The sequence below is a fragment of the Devosia sp. A16 genome (assembly GCF_001402915.1).
Taxonomy (GTDB): Bacteria; Pseudomonadota; Alphaproteobacteria; order Rhizobiales; family Devosiaceae; genus Devosia_A.
The window spans coordinates 2,756,378-2,770,946 of the sequence record NZ_CP012945.1 but is presented as its reverse complement, the minus strand read 5'-3'; the positions used below and the strand labels follow the sequence as shown (position 1 = coordinate 2,770,946).

Sequence of the window (14,569 nt, the reverse complement as noted above, 5' to 3'; positions counted from 1 at the left end):
GTGGTTAAGCCACGCTGCCGCATTGGCAACCGGATTTGGGTCGCCAGTCCCTGCTGCTCAGGCTGCGGCCTTGGCGCGCCTTACGCCGCTGGCGAGCCCGGCCACCATGGTGGTCACCGCCGCGACGGTGCCGGCGGTGGCCTTGCCCTGGTCGAGCGAGCCGAGCACCGCATTGCAGATCGCGGTGCCTACCGCCACCCCATCGGACTCGCGGCCGAAGGTGGCCGCGTCATCGGCGGTCTTGATGCCGAACCCGACCACCACCGGCAGGTCGGTATGCCCCTTGATCCGTTGCACCGCGGCGCCCACGGAGTTGGTCGCCTTGATGGTGCCGCCGGTGATGCCGTTCATCGAGACGTAGTAGACAAAGCCCGAGGTGTTGTTGAGCACCGCCGGCAGCCGCGCATCGTCGGTGGTCGGAGTGGCGAGGCGGATGAAGTTGAGGCCGGCCTTGAGCGCCGGCAGGCAGAGCTCGTCATCCTCCTCCGGCGGCAGGTCGACGACGATCAGCCCGTCGACCCCGGCAGCCCGGGCGGCGGCGAGGAAGGCATCGACGCCGAAAATGTAGATCGGGTTGTAGTAGCCCATCAGCACGATGGGGGTCTCATTATCCTTGCGGCGGAAGGCCTCGACCATCGCCAGCGTCTTCTTCATCGTCTGCCCGGCAGCAAGGGCGCGCTGGCCGGCGGCCTGCACGCCCGGACCATCCGCCATGGGGTCGGAGAACGGCATGCCCAGTTCGATGATGTCGGCGCCGGCGGCGGGCAGCGCCTCGAGGATGGCCTGCGCGGTGGCGAGATCTGGATCGCCGGCCATGGTGTAGGTGACGAGCGCCGGGCGGCCCTCGGCGGCGCATTTGGCGAAACGCGCCGGGATACGGGTGGTCATCAGCTGTTCATCCCCAGATAGCGGCCGACACTCTCGACATCCTTGTCGCCGCGCCCGGAGAGACAGAGCACGATGGTCTCGTCCTTGCCCATGGTCGGCGCGACCTTCATCAGCTGCGCCAGGCCATGGGCGCTTTCGAGCGCCGGAATGATGCCTTCGAGCCGGGTGCAGAGCTGGAACGCCTCGAGCGCTTCCTTGTCGGTGATCGGCGCGTAGGTGACGCGCCCGGTGTCGTGCAGGTAGGAGTGCTCGGGGCCGACGCCGGGATAGTCGAGGCCGGCAGAAATCGAGTGCCCCTCGAGAATCTGGCCGTCGGCATCCTGCAACAGGTAGGTGCGATTGCCGTGCAGCACGCCCGGGCGGCCGCCGGTCATCGACGCGGCGTGACCGTTCTCGACCTCGATGCCATGGCCGCCGGCTTCAGCGCCATAGAGCTTGACCGAGGGATCGTCGAGGAAGGCATGGAACGTGCCGATGGCGTTGGAACCGCCGCCGACGCAGGCGACCACCGCGTCGGGCAGCCTGCCGGTCTCGGCCGCAATCTGCGCCTTGATCTCCTCGCCGATCACCGACTGGAAGTTGCGCACCATTTCCGGATAGGGGTGCGGGCCGGCGGCGGTGCCGATCAGATAGTAGGTGGTCTCGACATTGGTGACCCAGTCGCGCAACGCCTCGTTCATGGCGTCCTTGAGGGTGCCGGCGCCGGCGGTGACCGGACGGACCTCGGCGCCCAGCATCTTCATGCGCAACACGTTGGGGTATTGCCGCTCGACGTCGGTAGCGCCCATGAACACCACGCAGGGCAGGTCGAACTTGGCGCAGACGGTGGCCGTCGCCACGCCGTGCTGGCCGGCGCCGGTCTCGGCGATGATGCGGGTCTTGCCCATGCGCTTGGCGAGCAGGATCTGGCCGAGCGTGTTGTTGATCTTGTGCGAGCCGGTGTGGTTCAGCTCTTCGCGCTTGAAATAGACCTTGGCGCCACCGAGTTGCTCGGTCAGCCGCTCGGCGAAATAGAGCGGCGAAGGGCGGCCGACATAGTGGGTCGCGAGGTGCTTGATCTCGGCCTGGAACTCCGGATCCGCCTGCGCTGCGCGATAGGCCTTCTCGAGATCGAGGATCAGCGGCATCAGCGTTTCGGCGACGAAACGGCCGCCATAGAGCCCAAAGCGACCCTGCTCGTCGGGGCCGTTGCGAAGGGAATTGGCCCCGGTCGCGGTCACTGCTGAACTCCTACCCGTGTGCGGCTCGCGCCTTGTCGATGAAAGCCCGGATCAACGCCGCGTCCTTGACGCCGGGCGCGGTCTCGACGCCGGAAGAGACATCGACAGCCATCGGTCGTACGGCCCGGATTGCCTCGCCCACCGTCTCGGGCGTGAGACCCCCGGAAAGCATGAATGGAAGGCCGGGGTCAAGCGCCTTGAGCAGGCTCCAGTCGAACGGCACGCCATGCCCGCCGGTGCGGTCGGCGCCCTTGGGCGCCTTGGCGTCGAGCAGGATGCGATCGGCGATTTCGGCGAAGTCGGCGACATGCGCCACATCCTCGGCAGTGCTGATGCCGATGGCCTTCATGATCGCGATGCCGGCCTCGTCGCGGATCGCCTCGACCCGGTGCGGCGTCTCCGGTCCATGCAACTGGATCCAATCCGGTGACAGAGCCGCGATTTCCATGACACAGGAATTGTCCGGGTTGACCAGCACCACGCAGGTTTCGATGCGGCCGCGCGCTGCCGAGATCAGCTCCTGCAGCGTTTCGAGGTCGACGTGCCGGGGGCTGCGCTCGAAATGCATGAAGCCGACGATATCGGCGCCCGCGTCGATGGCTGCGTCGAGCAGTGCCGGGGTCCTGATGCCGCAGATCTTGACGATGAGGGGGTCGGACATGTGCCTTGGGTCAGTTGGGAACGAAATCTTCAGCGCCCAGGGCCGGCGGCTCGGGCGAGCGGCGGGCCACCTCGAGCTCGCGATGCAGCCGTTCGGTCTCGCGCTTGAAATGGCGTTCGTCACGCCGATGCGGGCCCTGGGCGAACCAGGTGGCGACACCGCCCAGCAGCACGCCGACCAGCAGCACGGCGAACAGCACCAAGAACAGCGGCACGCCAACGCCCGGCGAACTCAGCGCTTCGACCGGGGCGAACGGGTTGAAATTCACCACCACCAGCTGGCGGTTGGCCAGGGCGAACACGATCAGCACCGCGCAAAGCGGCACCAGCACGAACCAGCCGACAATGCGCCTAATCATCGGAAACGCCAGACATCATCCCGCGCGATTGATCCGCTCACGGATTTCCTTGCCGGCCTTGAATTGCGGCACGTACTTTTCGCCCACGTCGACGGTTTCGCCGGTGCGGGGGTTGCGACCAACGCGGGCCGGTCGGTTCTTGACCGAAAAGGCGCCGAAGCCGCGCAGTTCGACGCGGTCGCCACGGGCCATCGCATCGCCGACCTCGTCGAGGATGGCGTTCACGATGTTCTCGATATCACGCTGAAACAGATGCGGATTCTCTTCGGACAGTCGCTGCACGAGTTCGGACTTGATCATACCGCCCCCCGGCGCACTCCTTGGGTCGATGGGTTCACATCGCTGGGTTAGCCTGCCAAAGCGAGACCAACCCGTCAAGGGACATCGCCCCGTCGACGCTGGAGCGCATCACCTGGGCGGCGCTTTGGCCCAGCCAGCGGGTGATCCCCAACCAGCCTTCCGCCGGCAACGGAAAGTAATCGACGACCGGCAGGTCGGCGGCGATGGATTTGTCGGTCTCGAGCCAAGTAATCGCCTCGGCTTCGCCGCCGATCGCATCGATCAGCCTGGCGTCGACGCCCTGGCGGCCGGTGATGATGCGCCCATCGGCCAAGGCCAGAGCCTCTGGCCGCGGAATGGCGCGCCGCTCGGCCACGATATCGACGAACCACTCGAACGAATCGTTGACCAGCGATTGCAGCGAGGCCCGCACCTCGCCCTGCATCGGCTCGTTGATATCCGGCTCGGCCTTGAGCGGTCCGGTCTGTACCTTGTCGAAATTGACCCCGATGGTATCGAGGAGCTTGCCCGCATCGACATGCTGGTAGAGCACGCCGATCGAGCCGACGATCGACAGCCGGCGGGCGAAGATGCGATCGGTCCCGATGGCGGTCATGTAGGCGGCGGAGGCGCCCAGCTCGCTGATCACCGCCACCACCGGCTTTTTGGCGCGCAGGGCGCCGAGCGCTTCATAGAGCTCCTCGCCGCCGGCCGTGGTGCCGCCCGGCGAATTGATCGCGACGATCACCGCCTTGACCGCATCGTCTTCGGCAAGCTTGTCGAGGATCTTGAGGCGGGCCGGGTCGGTCATGATGGTGCCGGTGATGCTGACCCGGGCGATGCGATCACCCGGACCGCCCTGCTCCATGGCGAAGCGGCCGACGATGGCCAGCACCGCGGCGGCGAGCGCGAGGAAAAACAGCACGCGCCACAACCGGCGCGACCGGCGCAGACGCGCGTTGGCAGGGATCAGGTGCGCGCTGTCGCTGGAAGTATCAGTCATCTGGGCCTCATGCTGGACCAGCGAGGTAACCCGCAGGCCGCGGCAAATGCAAGGCGGGAACCCTATGCAGCGCCTGTCGGCGAACGTACCACCGGCAACGCCTCAAACTCGGTGTCATCCCTGCGAAAGCAGGGACCCAAGTCACAGCCCGCGCAAGTGGATAGATGGGTCCGTTAGACTCACAAACGAAGTGCAACAGCCTGCTAAGGTCATGTTGCAATGGGAACCTATTATGAGCAGCTCTCGCTGGACGAGAGAAGTGCGATTGCCTGTCTTCGAGCAGAGGGGCATTCGCTCGGGAAAATCGCTACGCGTTTGGATCGCCCGGCATCGACGATCAGTCGGGAGCTGAATCGCAACAGCGGTGTGCAAGTGGGCTACAAGCCGGCCTATGCCGACGAGCAGGCCCGGGCGCGGCGCTGGCGGGGCAGCCGGCTGGCGCGTCAGCCGGTCCTACGCCAGTTCGTGCTGGACCGCCTTGCAATGGGATGGTCGCCCGAACAGATCTCAGGACGGCTGACGCAGGGCAACTCTAGCATGCGCATCAGCCATGAGAGCATCTATCGTTTCATCTATGCCCAGATCCGGCGCACCAACCGCTACGAGTGGCGCCACTATCTGCCGCAAGCCAAGAGCAAGCGTGGCTGGCGCCGCCGGCCGCACCGCCCCATGGAGCATATCAAGGACCGCGTCTCGATCGATTGCCGGCCGGCGCACGTCAACAACCGTCGTCAGTGCGGGCACTGGGAGGCCGACCTGCTGCATCCGCGCAAATCCGGCGCCGCCATCCTGGTGGTTCAGGAGCGCAGCACCCGCTTCATCCTGCTCGCCAAGCAGCCAAGCAAGCATGCCCAGCTCGTCGTCGACCGCATCAAGTGCTGGTTCAGTGCCCTGCCGCCGCAAATGCGCCGCTCCCTCACCCAGGACAACGGCACCGAGTTCTTCGAGCATCATCAGCTCAACCCGGGCGGCATCGATACCTACTTCTGCGATCCCCATAGTCCCTGGCAGAAGGGCGGCGTCGAAAACGCCAATGGCCGGTTGCGCCGGTACATCCCGCGCGGAACCGATCCCGGCAGCTTCTCTGACGAGCACCTGCAGGAACTCGCCAACGACCTCAACAATACGCCACGCAAATGCCTCGGCTTCAAAACCCCAGCCGAGGTCTTCTCAAAACGCCTGTTGCACTTGAAATGTGAATCCACCTCCCTGCTTTCGCAGGGATGACAGCCGGTGGGTGGGCACGATCGCAACCGAGCGCGCATGGGCGGGTGACACGGTGGATGGGGGAAGGCCATTGCCCCACAGTCTCCCCTACACCTTCAGCCGCTGTCGCTCGGTCTGGATGAAGCCGGCGAGGTGATCGGCCTCGAACAGGGTCAAAGCCCTGCCCTGCTGCAGCAGCCGGTCGCGTTCGGATTTGCCCAGCGCCGCCTCGAGCGTGGCGGAGAGGCGGTTGCGCTGCATCTCCTCGGTGGCCTGGCGCCCATCGATCCAGCCTTCGAAACTCTTGTCGGTGAAGCCGACCAGCAGCGCCGCGACATCGAACGACCCGCGCGTCGCCAGCAGTTCTGCGGCATTCTGCAACAGGCACCAGTGCCACTGCCCACCATCACGCGGCACGATCTCGGCCGCTTCGTAGAGCGGCGCCACGGCGCCGTCGAAATCGCCCAGCGCCATGCGGTAAGCGGCGTTGTTGTTGAGGTGGAAACCGAGCAGCAGGCTGCGGCCGGCTGCCCGCAGCTCCGGCATGATCTGGTTGGAAAGCGACAGCGACCGCACCGTGTCGCCGCCCTTGTGCAGCATCTCGGCCAGGTTCATCACCGAGCGGAAGCGGCCCTTGGGGTTGCCGACATCGAGATGCATCGCAAGCCCGGCCTCGGCGCGGGCCAGCCCCGAGATGGTGTCGCCGCGGGTCCAGGCCTGGGTGCCGATGCCAACCAGCGCCCAGGATTTCACCTTGCTGGGCGGCATGTCGGCGATCAGCGTCTCGAGCTCGGCGACCAGCGGCTCGGCGTCGCCCTGGTGATGGAAGAAGATGGTGATCCAGGCGGTGAGCACCAGGGCCTGAGCGTAGCGCAGCCGGTCGCCGCTCTGGCGGAACCAGGCCAGGGCCGGCTCGAGGCCCTGCCAGGCGCGGACGTCCATGGCGTTGTAGCGGCCGATCTCGCCCAGCGCCAATTCCAACCGGGCGGCGGCCTCGGGTGGCACGGCGCCGACCAGCGACATGCCGGCCTCGATGGTGGCCAGACCCTCGGCGCCGAGTTGCTCTTCCATGAAGTAGCGGTAGGAGCCGGCGGCGAGCTCGACATAGGTGGGCCAGTCGGCGCGGGTCTTGGTCCAGGCCAAAGCGGCCCGGAGGTTGTCGCCGTCGGGGCGGTAGATCTGGTCCCAGCGCTCATCGGGCAGCACCTCCCAGCGCAGCACGCTGTCGGCGAACAGGTCGCGGATGTAGGCGGCATGCCGGTCGCGGGTCAGGACGTCCTCGCCAGCTTCGGCCAGCTTGTCGAGCGCGAAGTGCCGGGTGGAATCGAGCAGCCGATAGCGGGCCCGGTCCTGGCCGTCGCGCACCACGAGCGAGCGGCGCACCAGTTCGGCGACGCGGGCCTCGGCCCCCTCGCCGGCCACCGCGTTGACGGCGGGGATGGAGAAGCTGCCCTGGAACACGCCGAGCGCCCGCAAGGTGCGCTGATCGTCAGGCTCGAGCAGATCGTAGCTCCAGGCGAGGGATGCGGCGAGCGAGCGGTGGCGCGGCAGCGCCGGATCCCAGTCGGCCTCGAGGCTCGCCAACTGCTGCTCGAGCTGCCGGTCGACCGTCTCGATGCCGACGGTCGCGGCGCGGGCGGCGGCCATCTTCAGCGCCAGCGCCACGCCGTCGAGGCGCCGGCACAGCCGGGCGACGATCGGCAGCTCGTCGGCGGAGAGCTTTTCGCCGAACGCCTCGTAGCAATAGGCGAGGAACTGCGCCGAAGCCGCATCGGCCAGCTCCCCCTCGCTGCTGACGGCGAAGGGGAGCAGCTTGAAGACATGCTCTTCGGGCAGGGCCAGCGGCACCTGCGAGGTCGCAAGGATGCGGATATGCGGAACCTCGGCGAGCAGCGTGCGAATGACGCGAGCCGCCGCGCCCCGCACATGTTCGCAATTGTCGAAGATCAGCACCGCCTCGGTCGGCCGCAGGTACTCGACGATCGACTCGAGCGAGCGGCTGCCGGCGCGGAACGGCACCGCGAGGGTCTGGATCAGCACGCTCTCGATGAACTCGCCGCTGCCGAGCGCTGCCAGATCGACCATCCAGACGCCGCCATCGACAGTGCCGAGCGTCTCGGCCACGGCCACCGCCAGCGTGGTCTTGCCGACCCCACCCGGCCCGAGGATGCTGACCAGCCTGTGCTGGTCGAGCAGCCGCGCCACGGCTTCGATTTCCGTTTCGCGCGCCACGCAGTCGGCGCGATAGCGCCCCAGGTTGCCGTCAACGCCGGCGGCGACGGGCAGCAGCGGCGGCTCGTCCTCGACTGGCACCGGGCCGACATACTTGTAGCCGCGGCCATGCACGGTGGCGATGAAACCTGCCCCAAGCGCCTTGCGCAGCGCCGACATATGGACCTGCAGGGTATTCTCCTCGACCACCACGCCGGGCCATACCGCATCGAACAGGGTGGACTTGTCGAGCAACTGGTTGGGCTGTGCCAGCAGGGCCTCGAGCAGGTCGAAGGAGCGGCCCGACAGCTCGATCGGCCCGTCGGGGCCGATGAGCTCGCGCTCGCGCGGCCGGATCCGGTAATCGCCAAAGCGTTTTTCCATCGCGCCACCATACCTGATTCAGCTCGATCAGGAGCGCTTCAGAACTCTTCAGGATTGCCCCAAGGACTGCCGCGCCGCTCGGAGCGATGATCGTCGCGTCAGATCCGAGGAGACCGACAAATGCTGTACCAGCCCAAGCCCCGCACCGCCGCGGTAATCGCCAGGAACGTTCTCGTCGCCATCGCCGGCGTACTCGTCGGCCTCGGCCGCAGCACTTCCGACGGCGCCTATCTCGACGGCATGCGCTCGAGCGAACTCGAAGACCTCGGCCTGCGCCGCGGCGACGACGGCAGCTACCGGACGTTCAGGTGAGCGGTCAATCGAGCCGGCGTACCATGTAGCGCGCGGCTTCCTCATAGCTCAAGAGCTTGCCGTAAAGCTCGGGGACCTCGGTGATCTCGAAGCCGTGGCGCTCCCAGAACGGGATCGAGCCGTTCACGGCGACCAGGGTCATGGTGGGATAGCCCTCGGCGCCGGCATGCTTGGCCAGCGCCTCGACGATCCTGGATGCCGCGCCGACCCGCCGGGTCACCGGCAAGAGACAGAGGTCGTGCAGGTAGTAAGTGTCGGGCTCGGCGGGCAGCGCCTTCAGCAAGGTGTTGAGCGGCGGCAGGGTGCCGTAGAGCCAGGGGTGGCTCAGCACATAGCCGGCCGGCTTGTCGCCGATTTCGAGCAGGTAGCAGCCGTTGCGGTAGAGCTTCAGGCGCTCGGCAAGCACCTCCGGCGTTTCGAAGAAATCGACATGCACGGTGTCGGCGATGCCCTGCACGGCAGGCAGGTCATAGCTGGTCATGGCGCGCCAGGCGACATCCTTCAGCAGCATGAAATTCCCCCAAACGAAGGGCCCGCACCTGGTGGTGCGAGCCCCGTAAAGGCAGGCCCGCGAGCGAATGACCGCTCGCGGAACAACTTACTTCTCGTCGCGGCCCTTGAGGGCGGCGCCCAGGATGTCGCCGAGCGAAGCGCCCGAGTCCGACGAACCATAGGCGGCCACGGCTTCCTTCTCCTCGGCGATTTCAAGCGCCTTGATGGAGAGCTGGATGCGCTGGGTCTTGCGATCGTACTGGGTGACGCGCGCGTCGACCTTCTCGCCCTTGCTGAACCGCTCCGGACGCTGGTCGTTGCGGTCACGCGACAGGTCGGCGCGGCGGATGAAGGCAGTCATCTCGGTGTCGTTGATGCGCACTTCGATGCCGCCATCGTTGACCTCGGTCACGGTGCCGGTCACCACGGAACCCTTGCGGATGCCGTCGCCGCCGGCATCGGCCACGTCGCCGACCGCCAGCTGCTTGATGCCGAGCGAGATACGCTCCTTCTCGACGTCGACGTCGAGCACCTTGGCCTGGACGATGTCGCCGCGGTTGTAAGCCTCGAGAGCCTGCTCACCCGGCTTCTGCCAGTCGAGGTCGGAGAGATGGACCATGCCGTCGACATCGCCATCGAGACCGATGAACAGACCGAACTCGGTCTTGTTCTTGACCTCGCCCTCGACAACGGTGCCCGAGGGGTACTTGTCGGCGAAGGTTTCCCAGGGGTTCGCAAGCGTCTGCTTGAGGCCCAGCGAGATACGGCGCTTCTCGGGATCGACCTCGAGCACCATCACTTCGACTTCCTGTGAGGTCGAGACGATCTTGCCCGGGTGGACGTTCTTCTTGGTCCAGCTCATCTCGGAGACGTGGATCAGGCCTTCGATGCCCGGCTCCAGCTCGACGAACGCACCGTAGTCAGTGATGTTGGTCACGCGGCCGGTGAACTTGGCGCCCACCGGGTACTTGGCGGCAATGCCATCCCACGGATCGGCCTGCAGCTGCTTCATGCCCAGCGAGATGCGGTGGCTCTCGTGGTTGATGCGGACGATCTGCACCTTGATGGTCTCGCCGATCGACAGCACTTCGGACGGGTGGTTGACCCGGCGCCAGGCGATGTCGGTGACGTGCAGCAGGCCGTCGATGCCGCCGAGGTCGACGAACGCACCGTAATCGGTGATGTTCTTGACCACGCCGTCGACGACCTGGCCTTCCTCGAGCTGCTGGACGATCTCGGAGCGCTGCTCAGCGCGGCTCTCTTCGAGGATCGCACGACGGGACACGACGATGTTGCCGCGGCGCTTGTCCATCTTCAGGATCTGGAACGGCTGCGGCACATTCATCAGCGGGCCGATGTCGCGGATCGGACGGATGTCCACCTGCGAGCGCGGCAGGAAGGCAACGGCGCCTTCGAGGTCGACGGTGAAGCCACCCTTGACCTGGTTGAAGATGATGCCTTCGACGCGCTGGTTGGCGTTGTACATCTCTTCGAGCTTGACCCAGCTCTCTTCGCGGCGAGCCTTCTCGCGCGACAGCACGGCCTCGCCGACGGCGTTCTCGACGCGATCGACATAGACTTCGACGACCGAGCCGACCTTGATGGTGCCGTCACGGCCGGCGGCGCCGAACTCCTTGAGCGCGATGCGCCCTTCGGTCTTCAGGCCGACGTCGATGATGGCGAGATCCTTCTCGATCGCCACGACGGTGCCCTTGACCACGGTCCCTTCCAGCGGCTCGTTCTCGAGGAACGAGTCCAGCAGCAGGGATTCGAAATCTTCCTTGGTAACAGTTTGAACTGCCAAACGACTTCTCCAATGCGCCCGGTGGCTTGAGGTTGAAAGGCCCGGTTGCCAATCGCCATGACGAGGCGATCCGGTGCGCTGGCGCGCGAGCCATTTGGGTTCAGGATTGGTTTCCGCTGCCGGCTCTTGGAACATGCCGGGGGACGAAAGCCGCAAGGTTTGGTTTTGAAGCCTAGAGCTTCGCCTTGCGCGCCATGACCCCGTCGACAATGGCGACGGCTGCGCGGAGTGCGGCCTCTATATCCAAGAGCGTGGTGTCCAGCAAGTGGGCATCGGCCGCAGGATAGAAGCCGCCATTGGGGTTGGCCATGTCTCGGGCGTCCCGCTGTTCTATCTGGTGATAGAGGGCGTAACGATCAACCACCTGGCCGCGGGCTTCGAACTGCCGGGCGCGGCGTTCCATGCGGGCCTTGCTGTCCGCCTGGATGAACAGCTTCACGTCGGCATCGGGCGCGATCTTGGTGCCGATGTCGCGGCCATCGAGTACGGCGCCGCCGGGCCGGGTGGCGAACTGGCGCTGGAAATCGAACAGGGCGGCGCGCACCTCGGCGATCACCGCAACCTTGCTGGCGAGCGCCCCGGCTTCGGCCGAGGACAGCACCGCGGGGTCGAGATGGGCGGTATCGACGGCACGGGCCGCGGCGATCGCCTTCGCCTCGAACTCGGGCGCGTTTTCATAGGCGGCGACAGCAAGGCCCACCGCCCGATAGAGCAGGCCGGTATCGAGATGCGGCAGGCCGTAATGCCGGGCGAGGCCCGCCGCCAGCGTGCCCTTGCCGGATGCCGCCGGCCCATCCACCGCGATGATCATTGCCCCTCCGCCTGGCGCCTCGACCGGCCCTCCCCTATCACGGCGTTCAGGCAGGCGGCCAGTACGGCGCCACGCTACCCCCAGGGATCGGTCGACGACGGCCGTATTTTCGGTTTGACAGGGCGAAACTTTCACCCTAACCGGACGTTTCCCTGCGGGTGGCCCCGCCTTTCTACACGAGGAAGCAATTGGCCAACGACGAACGCGGTACCAAACGCGAAGACCCCGATACCGGCAAGAAGTTCTACGATCTGAACAAGGATCCGATCGTCTCGCCCTACACCGGCAAGTCCTATCCGCGGTCCTATTTCGAGCAGAACGCCGTTGCGGCGGTGCGCGCCAAGGCCGCAGCCGAGCGTGACGACGAGGACGACGAGGAAGAGATCGAGACCGAGGATGCGGCCGAGCCCGGCGCGCCCGAGATCGTCTCGCTCGAGGATGCCGACGCCGAAGAGAGCGGCGGCGATGACGGTGAAGAGATTCCTGATGTCGAGGACGTCGAAGACGTCGAAGACATCGGCGACGACGACAGCGACGTGTTCCTCGAAGAGGATGAAGACGAGGACGAGAACCTCGACTTCGACGTCGGCGGCGGCGGGGACGAGCGCTGAGCGCAGCCCCGCGGCGCGGTTAAGGGCACGAAAAGTCGAGAACTTTTCCCCACCGCACAGCACCCGCGAAATACCGCTTGCATGCGAGGGGTGACGTGGGTAGATAGCACCGCGCTTCGACGGGAAACCGCCGCGGCGCATTCCCAAAGACACGATTTGCTCGTGTCGCCGGATGTGATCCCAAGGGATCGTTGATGGGGCCATAGCTCAGTTGGGAGAGCGCTTGAATGGCATTCAAGAGGTCGACGGTTCGATTCCGTTTGGCTCCACCAATCTTCCAAACCCCGGCCATTGCCGGGGTTTTGTTTTTTCGGCTGCCGAGGACGTGCACGGTCACAGGCAACGGCCGTTACGGCGTCTGGCCCCGCGGCCACATCAGGCGATGCAGCACGACCGCGAGCCCTGCTCCCAGCAGTTGCGCCGCAATGAACGCCGGCGCGTCCACCGGGCGCAGACCTGAGAAGGTGTTGGTGAAGGCGCGCGCGATCGTAACAGCCGGGTTGGCGAAGCTGGTGCTGGAGGTGAACCAGTAGGCCGAGATGATGTAGAGCCCCACCAGCCAGGCGACCGCGTCCGGACGTGCGCGGGCCCCGCCGAGAATAATGGTGACGAGGCCGAACGTGGCGACCACCTCGCCAAGCCACAGGCCCGGCCCGGTCCTTGCCTGCTCGCCCAGCTGCAGGGGAACGCCGAACATCGCGTGCGCAAGCATGGCCCCGAGAACCGCTCCGGTGATCTGAACCACGACGTAGGCCAGCGCCTCCCCTGCGGCGATCTTCCGCCGTGTCAGAAACGCGAGCGTCACCGCGGGGTTGAAATGCGCGCCCGACAGCGGCCCAAGCACGGTAATCAGCACAACCAGGATGGCGCCTGTCGGGATGGCATTCGCAAGCAGGGCCAGTGCACCGTCCGCCGTGAGCGACTCGGCCATGATCCCCGAGCCCACGACAGTGGCGACCAGCAACGTCGAACCAAGCGACTCGGCAAGGAGGCGCCGTCTGAGATCAGCCATGGCCGATGGAGCGCGATAGCAGCGCGGCGCTGGCGCAGATCGTGGCGGCCTGCCGGGTGGCGAGGATTGCCGCCGGCGCGTCGGTCCGGGCAATCCTCACGAAGCCCAGACGTTCGAAGAACGCCGCCGACGAGGTCGTCAGCAAGAATGCGTCGCGCGCGCCGGCCCGATACGCCGCTCCGATGAGGGCATTGGTGATGGCGCGCCCAATCCCGCGCCCGCGATGCTCCGGCAACACGACCACCGATCGGACAAGGGCATGACGCTCATGGGACTCGAACCCGCCATAGCCCACGACCTGACCGGCTTCATCGAACCGGAAGAACCGGCGCCCGGCCTCTGCCAGATCGTCGGTCGGCAAATCTGCCGCCACCAGCGCAGCCCGCAGTCCCATGTCCTCGCCCGTAACGGGATGTGGACGAAGCCCGCCCATCACGCTACCTGCGGCGACTGTACCGTGGAGCCATCCATGGCACCGATGCCGCGAAGCCTGGACGTCAGCGTCAGCCGGTCGATACTGGTGAGCGGCAGGTCGGTGAATGCGGCGATCCGGTTGCGCATGTAGCCGAGAGCCTGCTCGAAGGCGGCGCGCTGCTTGAACGCGGGACCGCCGACTGCCGCGGGGTCTTCGATACCCCAATGCGCAGTCATGGGGTGGCCCGGCCAGATCGGACAGGCCTCGCCCGCCGCCTGGTCGCACACGGTGAACACGAAATCCATCTTCGGCGCATCGGGGCCGCTGAACTCGTCCCATGCCTTGGAGCGGAGCCCTTCTGTAGAAATGCCGGCCGTCTTGAGCACCTCCAGCGACATGGGATGGACCTGGCCCTTGGGGTGGCTACCGGCCGAGTAGGCGCGGAAGCGGTCGCCGCCGACATGGTTGAGCAGCGCCTCCCCGAGGATCGAACGGGCCGAGTTGCCCGTGCACAGGAACAGGACATTGAACGGACGATCAGCAGGCACAGGCGGTCTCCTTGGCTGGCGCACAGCATGAGGCGGCAACGGCCGCTGCCGGGACACACACCTCGGGGCGGCCCTGGCAGCAGTCCCGCATGAGGAACTCCACCAGGCCGCTCAGGCCATCGTAATTGGCGGTGTAGATGATGGACCGGGACTCGCGCCGCGACTGCACCAGCCCGGCGCGTTCGAGATGAGACAGGTGGAAGGAGGCGCTCGACGACGAGGCGCCCACGGCCTCACCAAGGGCACCGGCGGCCATCCCGTCGGGACCGGCCACCACCAACGCTCGCACCATCTGCAGGCGGGTCGGCTGCGAAAGCGCGCCGAAGGCATCCAGGGCTTGCTGTTCTTCCAGTT

Annotated in this window: 17 protein-coding genes and 1 tRNA gene; 4 read left to right on the top strand and 14 right to left on the bottom strand. The window is 66.3% G+C overall.

Going from position 1 to position 14,569, the window contains the following annotated elements; genetic code table 11:
- Positions 1–57 precede the first annotated feature (57 nt).
- The 6 genes from trpA to sppA are packed head-to-tail and all read right to left on the bottom strand — an operon-like array spanning position 58 to position 4,409.
- Entirely contained in the window at positions 58–888 is an 831-nt protein-coding gene (gene trpA, locus APS40_RS13560; RefSeq protein WP_055047557.1) for a tryptophan synthase subunit alpha, read from the bottom strand.
- Positions 888–2,108 carry a tryptophan synthase subunit beta gene (trpB, locus tag APS40_RS13555; RefSeq protein ID WP_055047556.1) on the bottom strand — a complete coding sequence of 407 codons (1,221 nt, stop codon included), beginning with the start codon at positions 2,106–2,108 and terminating at the stop codon, positions 888–890. Before trpB ends, trpA begins: the two co-directional genes overlap by 1 nt.
- Positions 2,109–2,118: 10 nt before the next feature.
- A complete protein-coding gene (locus APS40_RS13550; protein WP_055047555.1) occupies positions 2,119–2,769 on the bottom strand; it encodes a phosphoribosylanthranilate isomerase in 651 nt (216 codons plus the stop codon).
- Positions 2,770–2,779: 10 nt separating this feature from the next.
- Positions 2,780–3,127 (bottom strand): lipopolysaccharide assembly protein LapA domain-containing protein, encoded by a 348-nt coding sequence (locus APS40_RS13545; protein WP_055047554.1) that lies wholly within the window; start codon positions 3,125–3,127, stop codon positions 2,780–2,782.
- Positions 3,128–3,142: 15 nt separating this feature from the next.
- Entirely contained in the window at positions 3,143–3,427 is a 285-nt protein-coding gene (locus APS40_RS13540; RefSeq protein ID WP_055047553.1) for an integration host factor subunit beta, read from the bottom strand.
- Between the two features lie 34 nt (positions 3,428–3,461).
- Positions 3,462–4,409, bottom strand: coding sequence for a signal peptide peptidase SppA (sppA, locus tag APS40_RS13535; RefSeq protein WP_055047552.1), 948 nt, complete (start codon positions 4,407–4,409; stop codon positions 3,462–3,464).
- A 219-nt stretch (positions 4,410–4,628) separates the two neighbouring features.
- On the opposite strand from sppA, the gene APS40_RS13530 reads away from it, so the two are divergent.
- Positions 4,629–5,636 (top strand): IS30 family transposase, encoded by a 1,008-nt coding sequence (locus APS40_RS13530; protein ID WP_082434390.1) that lies wholly within the window; start codon positions 4,629–4,631, stop codon positions 5,634–5,636.
- 87 nt (positions 5,637–5,723) lie between these two features.
- On the opposite strand, the gene APS40_RS13525 is transcribed toward APS40_RS13530, so the two are convergent.
- Positions 5,724–8,210, bottom strand: a complete 2,487-nt coding sequence (locus tag APS40_RS13525) for an ATP-binding protein (protein ID WP_055047550.1) — start codon at positions 8,208–8,210, stop codon at positions 5,724–5,726.
- 120 nt (positions 8,211–8,330) lie between these two features.
- Between APS40_RS13525 and APS40_RS13520 the strand changes: the two genes are divergently transcribed.
- Positions 8,331–8,522 (top strand): hypothetical protein, encoded by a 192-nt coding sequence (locus APS40_RS13520; protein WP_055047549.1) that lies wholly within the window; start codon positions 8,331–8,333, stop codon positions 8,520–8,522.
- Between the two features lie 4 nt (positions 8,523–8,526).
- Here the strand turns inward: APS40_RS13520 and APS40_RS13515 are convergent, their stop codons facing one another.
- From APS40_RS13515 to APS40_RS13505, 3 genes are all read right to left on the bottom strand, one after another.
- Positions 8,527–9,033: a GNAT family N-acetyltransferase gene (locus APS40_RS13515; protein ID WP_055047548.1), complete on the bottom strand. Its 507-nt coding sequence runs from the start codon at positions 9,031–9,033 to the stop codon at positions 8,527–8,529.
- A gap of 87 nt (positions 9,034–9,120) precedes the next feature.
- Positions 9,121–10,818, bottom strand: a complete 1,698-nt coding sequence (gene rpsA, locus APS40_RS13510) for a 30S ribosomal protein S1 (RefSeq protein WP_055047547.1) — start codon at positions 10,816–10,818, stop codon at positions 9,121–9,123.
- 172 nt (positions 10,819–10,990) lie between these two features.
- Positions 10,991–11,629 carry a (d)CMP kinase gene (locus APS40_RS13505; protein WP_055047546.1) on the bottom strand — a complete coding sequence of 213 codons (639 nt, stop codon included), beginning with the start codon at positions 11,627–11,629 and terminating at the stop codon, positions 10,991–10,993.
- A gap of 188 nt (positions 11,630–11,817) precedes the next feature.
- Here APS40_RS13505 and APS40_RS13500 point away from each other — a divergent pair, with 188 nt between their 5' ends.
- Both APS40_RS13500 and APS40_RS13495 read left to right on the top strand, forming a co-directional pair.
- The gene (locus APS40_RS13500) at positions 11,818–12,240 is read left to right on the top strand and encodes a TIGR02300 family protein (protein WP_055047545.1); all 423 of its coding nucleotides are present in this window, start codon (positions 11,818–11,820) and stop codon (positions 12,238–12,240) included.
- Positions 12,241–12,436: 196 nt separating this feature from the next.
- Positions 12,437–12,512, top strand: a tRNA-Ala gene (locus APS40_RS13495).
- Positions 12,513–12,589: 77 nt separating this feature from the next.
- On the opposite strand, the gene APS40_RS13490 is transcribed toward APS40_RS13495, so the two are convergent.
- The 4 genes from APS40_RS13490 to APS40_RS13475 are packed head-to-tail and all read right to left on the bottom strand — an operon-like array spanning position 12,590 to position 14,567.
- The gene (locus tag APS40_RS13490; protein WP_055047544.1) at positions 12,590–13,252 is read right to left on the bottom strand and encodes an aquaporin; all 663 of its coding nucleotides are present in this window, start codon (positions 13,250–13,252) and stop codon (positions 12,590–12,592) included.
- A complete protein-coding gene (gene arsN2 / locus APS40_RS13485; RefSeq protein ID WP_236884105.1) occupies positions 13,245–13,646 on the bottom strand; it encodes an arsenic resistance N-acetyltransferase ArsN2 in 402 nt (133 codons plus the stop codon). The genes APS40_RS13490 and arsN2 overlap by 8 nt, the downstream gene beginning before the upstream one ends.
- A 38-nt stretch (positions 13,647–13,684) precedes the next feature.
- Positions 13,685–14,215: an arsenate reductase ArsC gene (locus APS40_RS13480; RefSeq protein WP_055047542.1), complete on the bottom strand. Its 531-nt coding sequence runs from the start codon at positions 14,213–14,215 to the stop codon at positions 13,685–13,687.
- Complete coding sequence (locus APS40_RS13475) at positions 14,205–14,567, bottom strand: ArsR/SmtB family transcription factor (RefSeq protein WP_055049666.1); 363 nt, start codon at positions 14,565–14,567, stop codon at positions 14,205–14,207. The genes APS40_RS13480 and APS40_RS13475 overlap by 11 nt, the downstream gene beginning before the upstream one ends.
- Between the last annotated feature and the right edge of the window lie 2 nt (positions 14,568–14,569).

Coding starts and splice junctions, on each gene's coding strand:
- sppA (WP_055047552.1), bottom strand. CDS start 4,409: ATGACTGATACTTCCAGCGACAGCGCGCACCTGATCCCTGCCAACGCG.
- APS40_RS13525 (WP_055047550.1), bottom strand. CDS start 8,210: ATGGAAAAACGCTTTGGCGATTACCGGATCCGGCCGCGCGAGCGCGAG.
- APS40_RS13530 (WP_082434390.1), top strand. CDS start 4,629: ATGGGAACCTATTATGAGCAGCTCTCGCTGGACGAGAGAAGTGCGATT.
- APS40_RS13520 (WP_055047549.1), top strand. CDS start 8,331: ATGCTGTACCAGCCCAAGCCCCGCACCGCCGCGGTAATCGCCAGGAAC.
- APS40_RS13505 (WP_055047546.1), bottom strand. CDS start 11,629: ATGATCATCGCGGTGGATGGGCCGGCGGCATCCGGCAAGGGCACGCTG.
- APS40_RS13490 (WP_055047544.1), bottom strand. CDS start 13,252: ATGGCTGATCTCAGACGGCGCCTCCTTGCCGAGTCGCTTGGTTCGACG.
- APS40_RS13515 (WP_055047548.1), bottom strand. CDS start 9,033: ATGCTGCTGAAGGATGTCGCCTGGCGCGCCATGACCAGCTATGACCTG.
- APS40_RS13540 (WP_055047553.1), bottom strand. CDS start 3,427: ATGATCAAGTCCGAACTCGTGCAGCGACTGTCCGAAGAGAATCCGCAT.
- APS40_RS13545 (WP_055047554.1), bottom strand. CDS start 3,127: ATGATTAGGCGCATTGTCGGCTGGTTCGTGCTGGTGCCGCTTTGCGCG.
- trpA (WP_055047557.1), bottom strand. CDS start 888: ATGACCACCCGTATCCCGGCGCGTTTCGCCAAATGCGCCGCCGAGGGC.
- APS40_RS13550 (WP_055047555.1), bottom strand. CDS start 2,769: ATGTCCGACCCCCTCATCGTCAAGATCTGCGGCATCAGGACCCCGGCA.
- arsN2 (WP_236884105.1), bottom strand. CDS start 13,646: ATGGGACTGCGGGCTGCGCTGGTGGCGGCAGATTTGCCGACCGACGAT.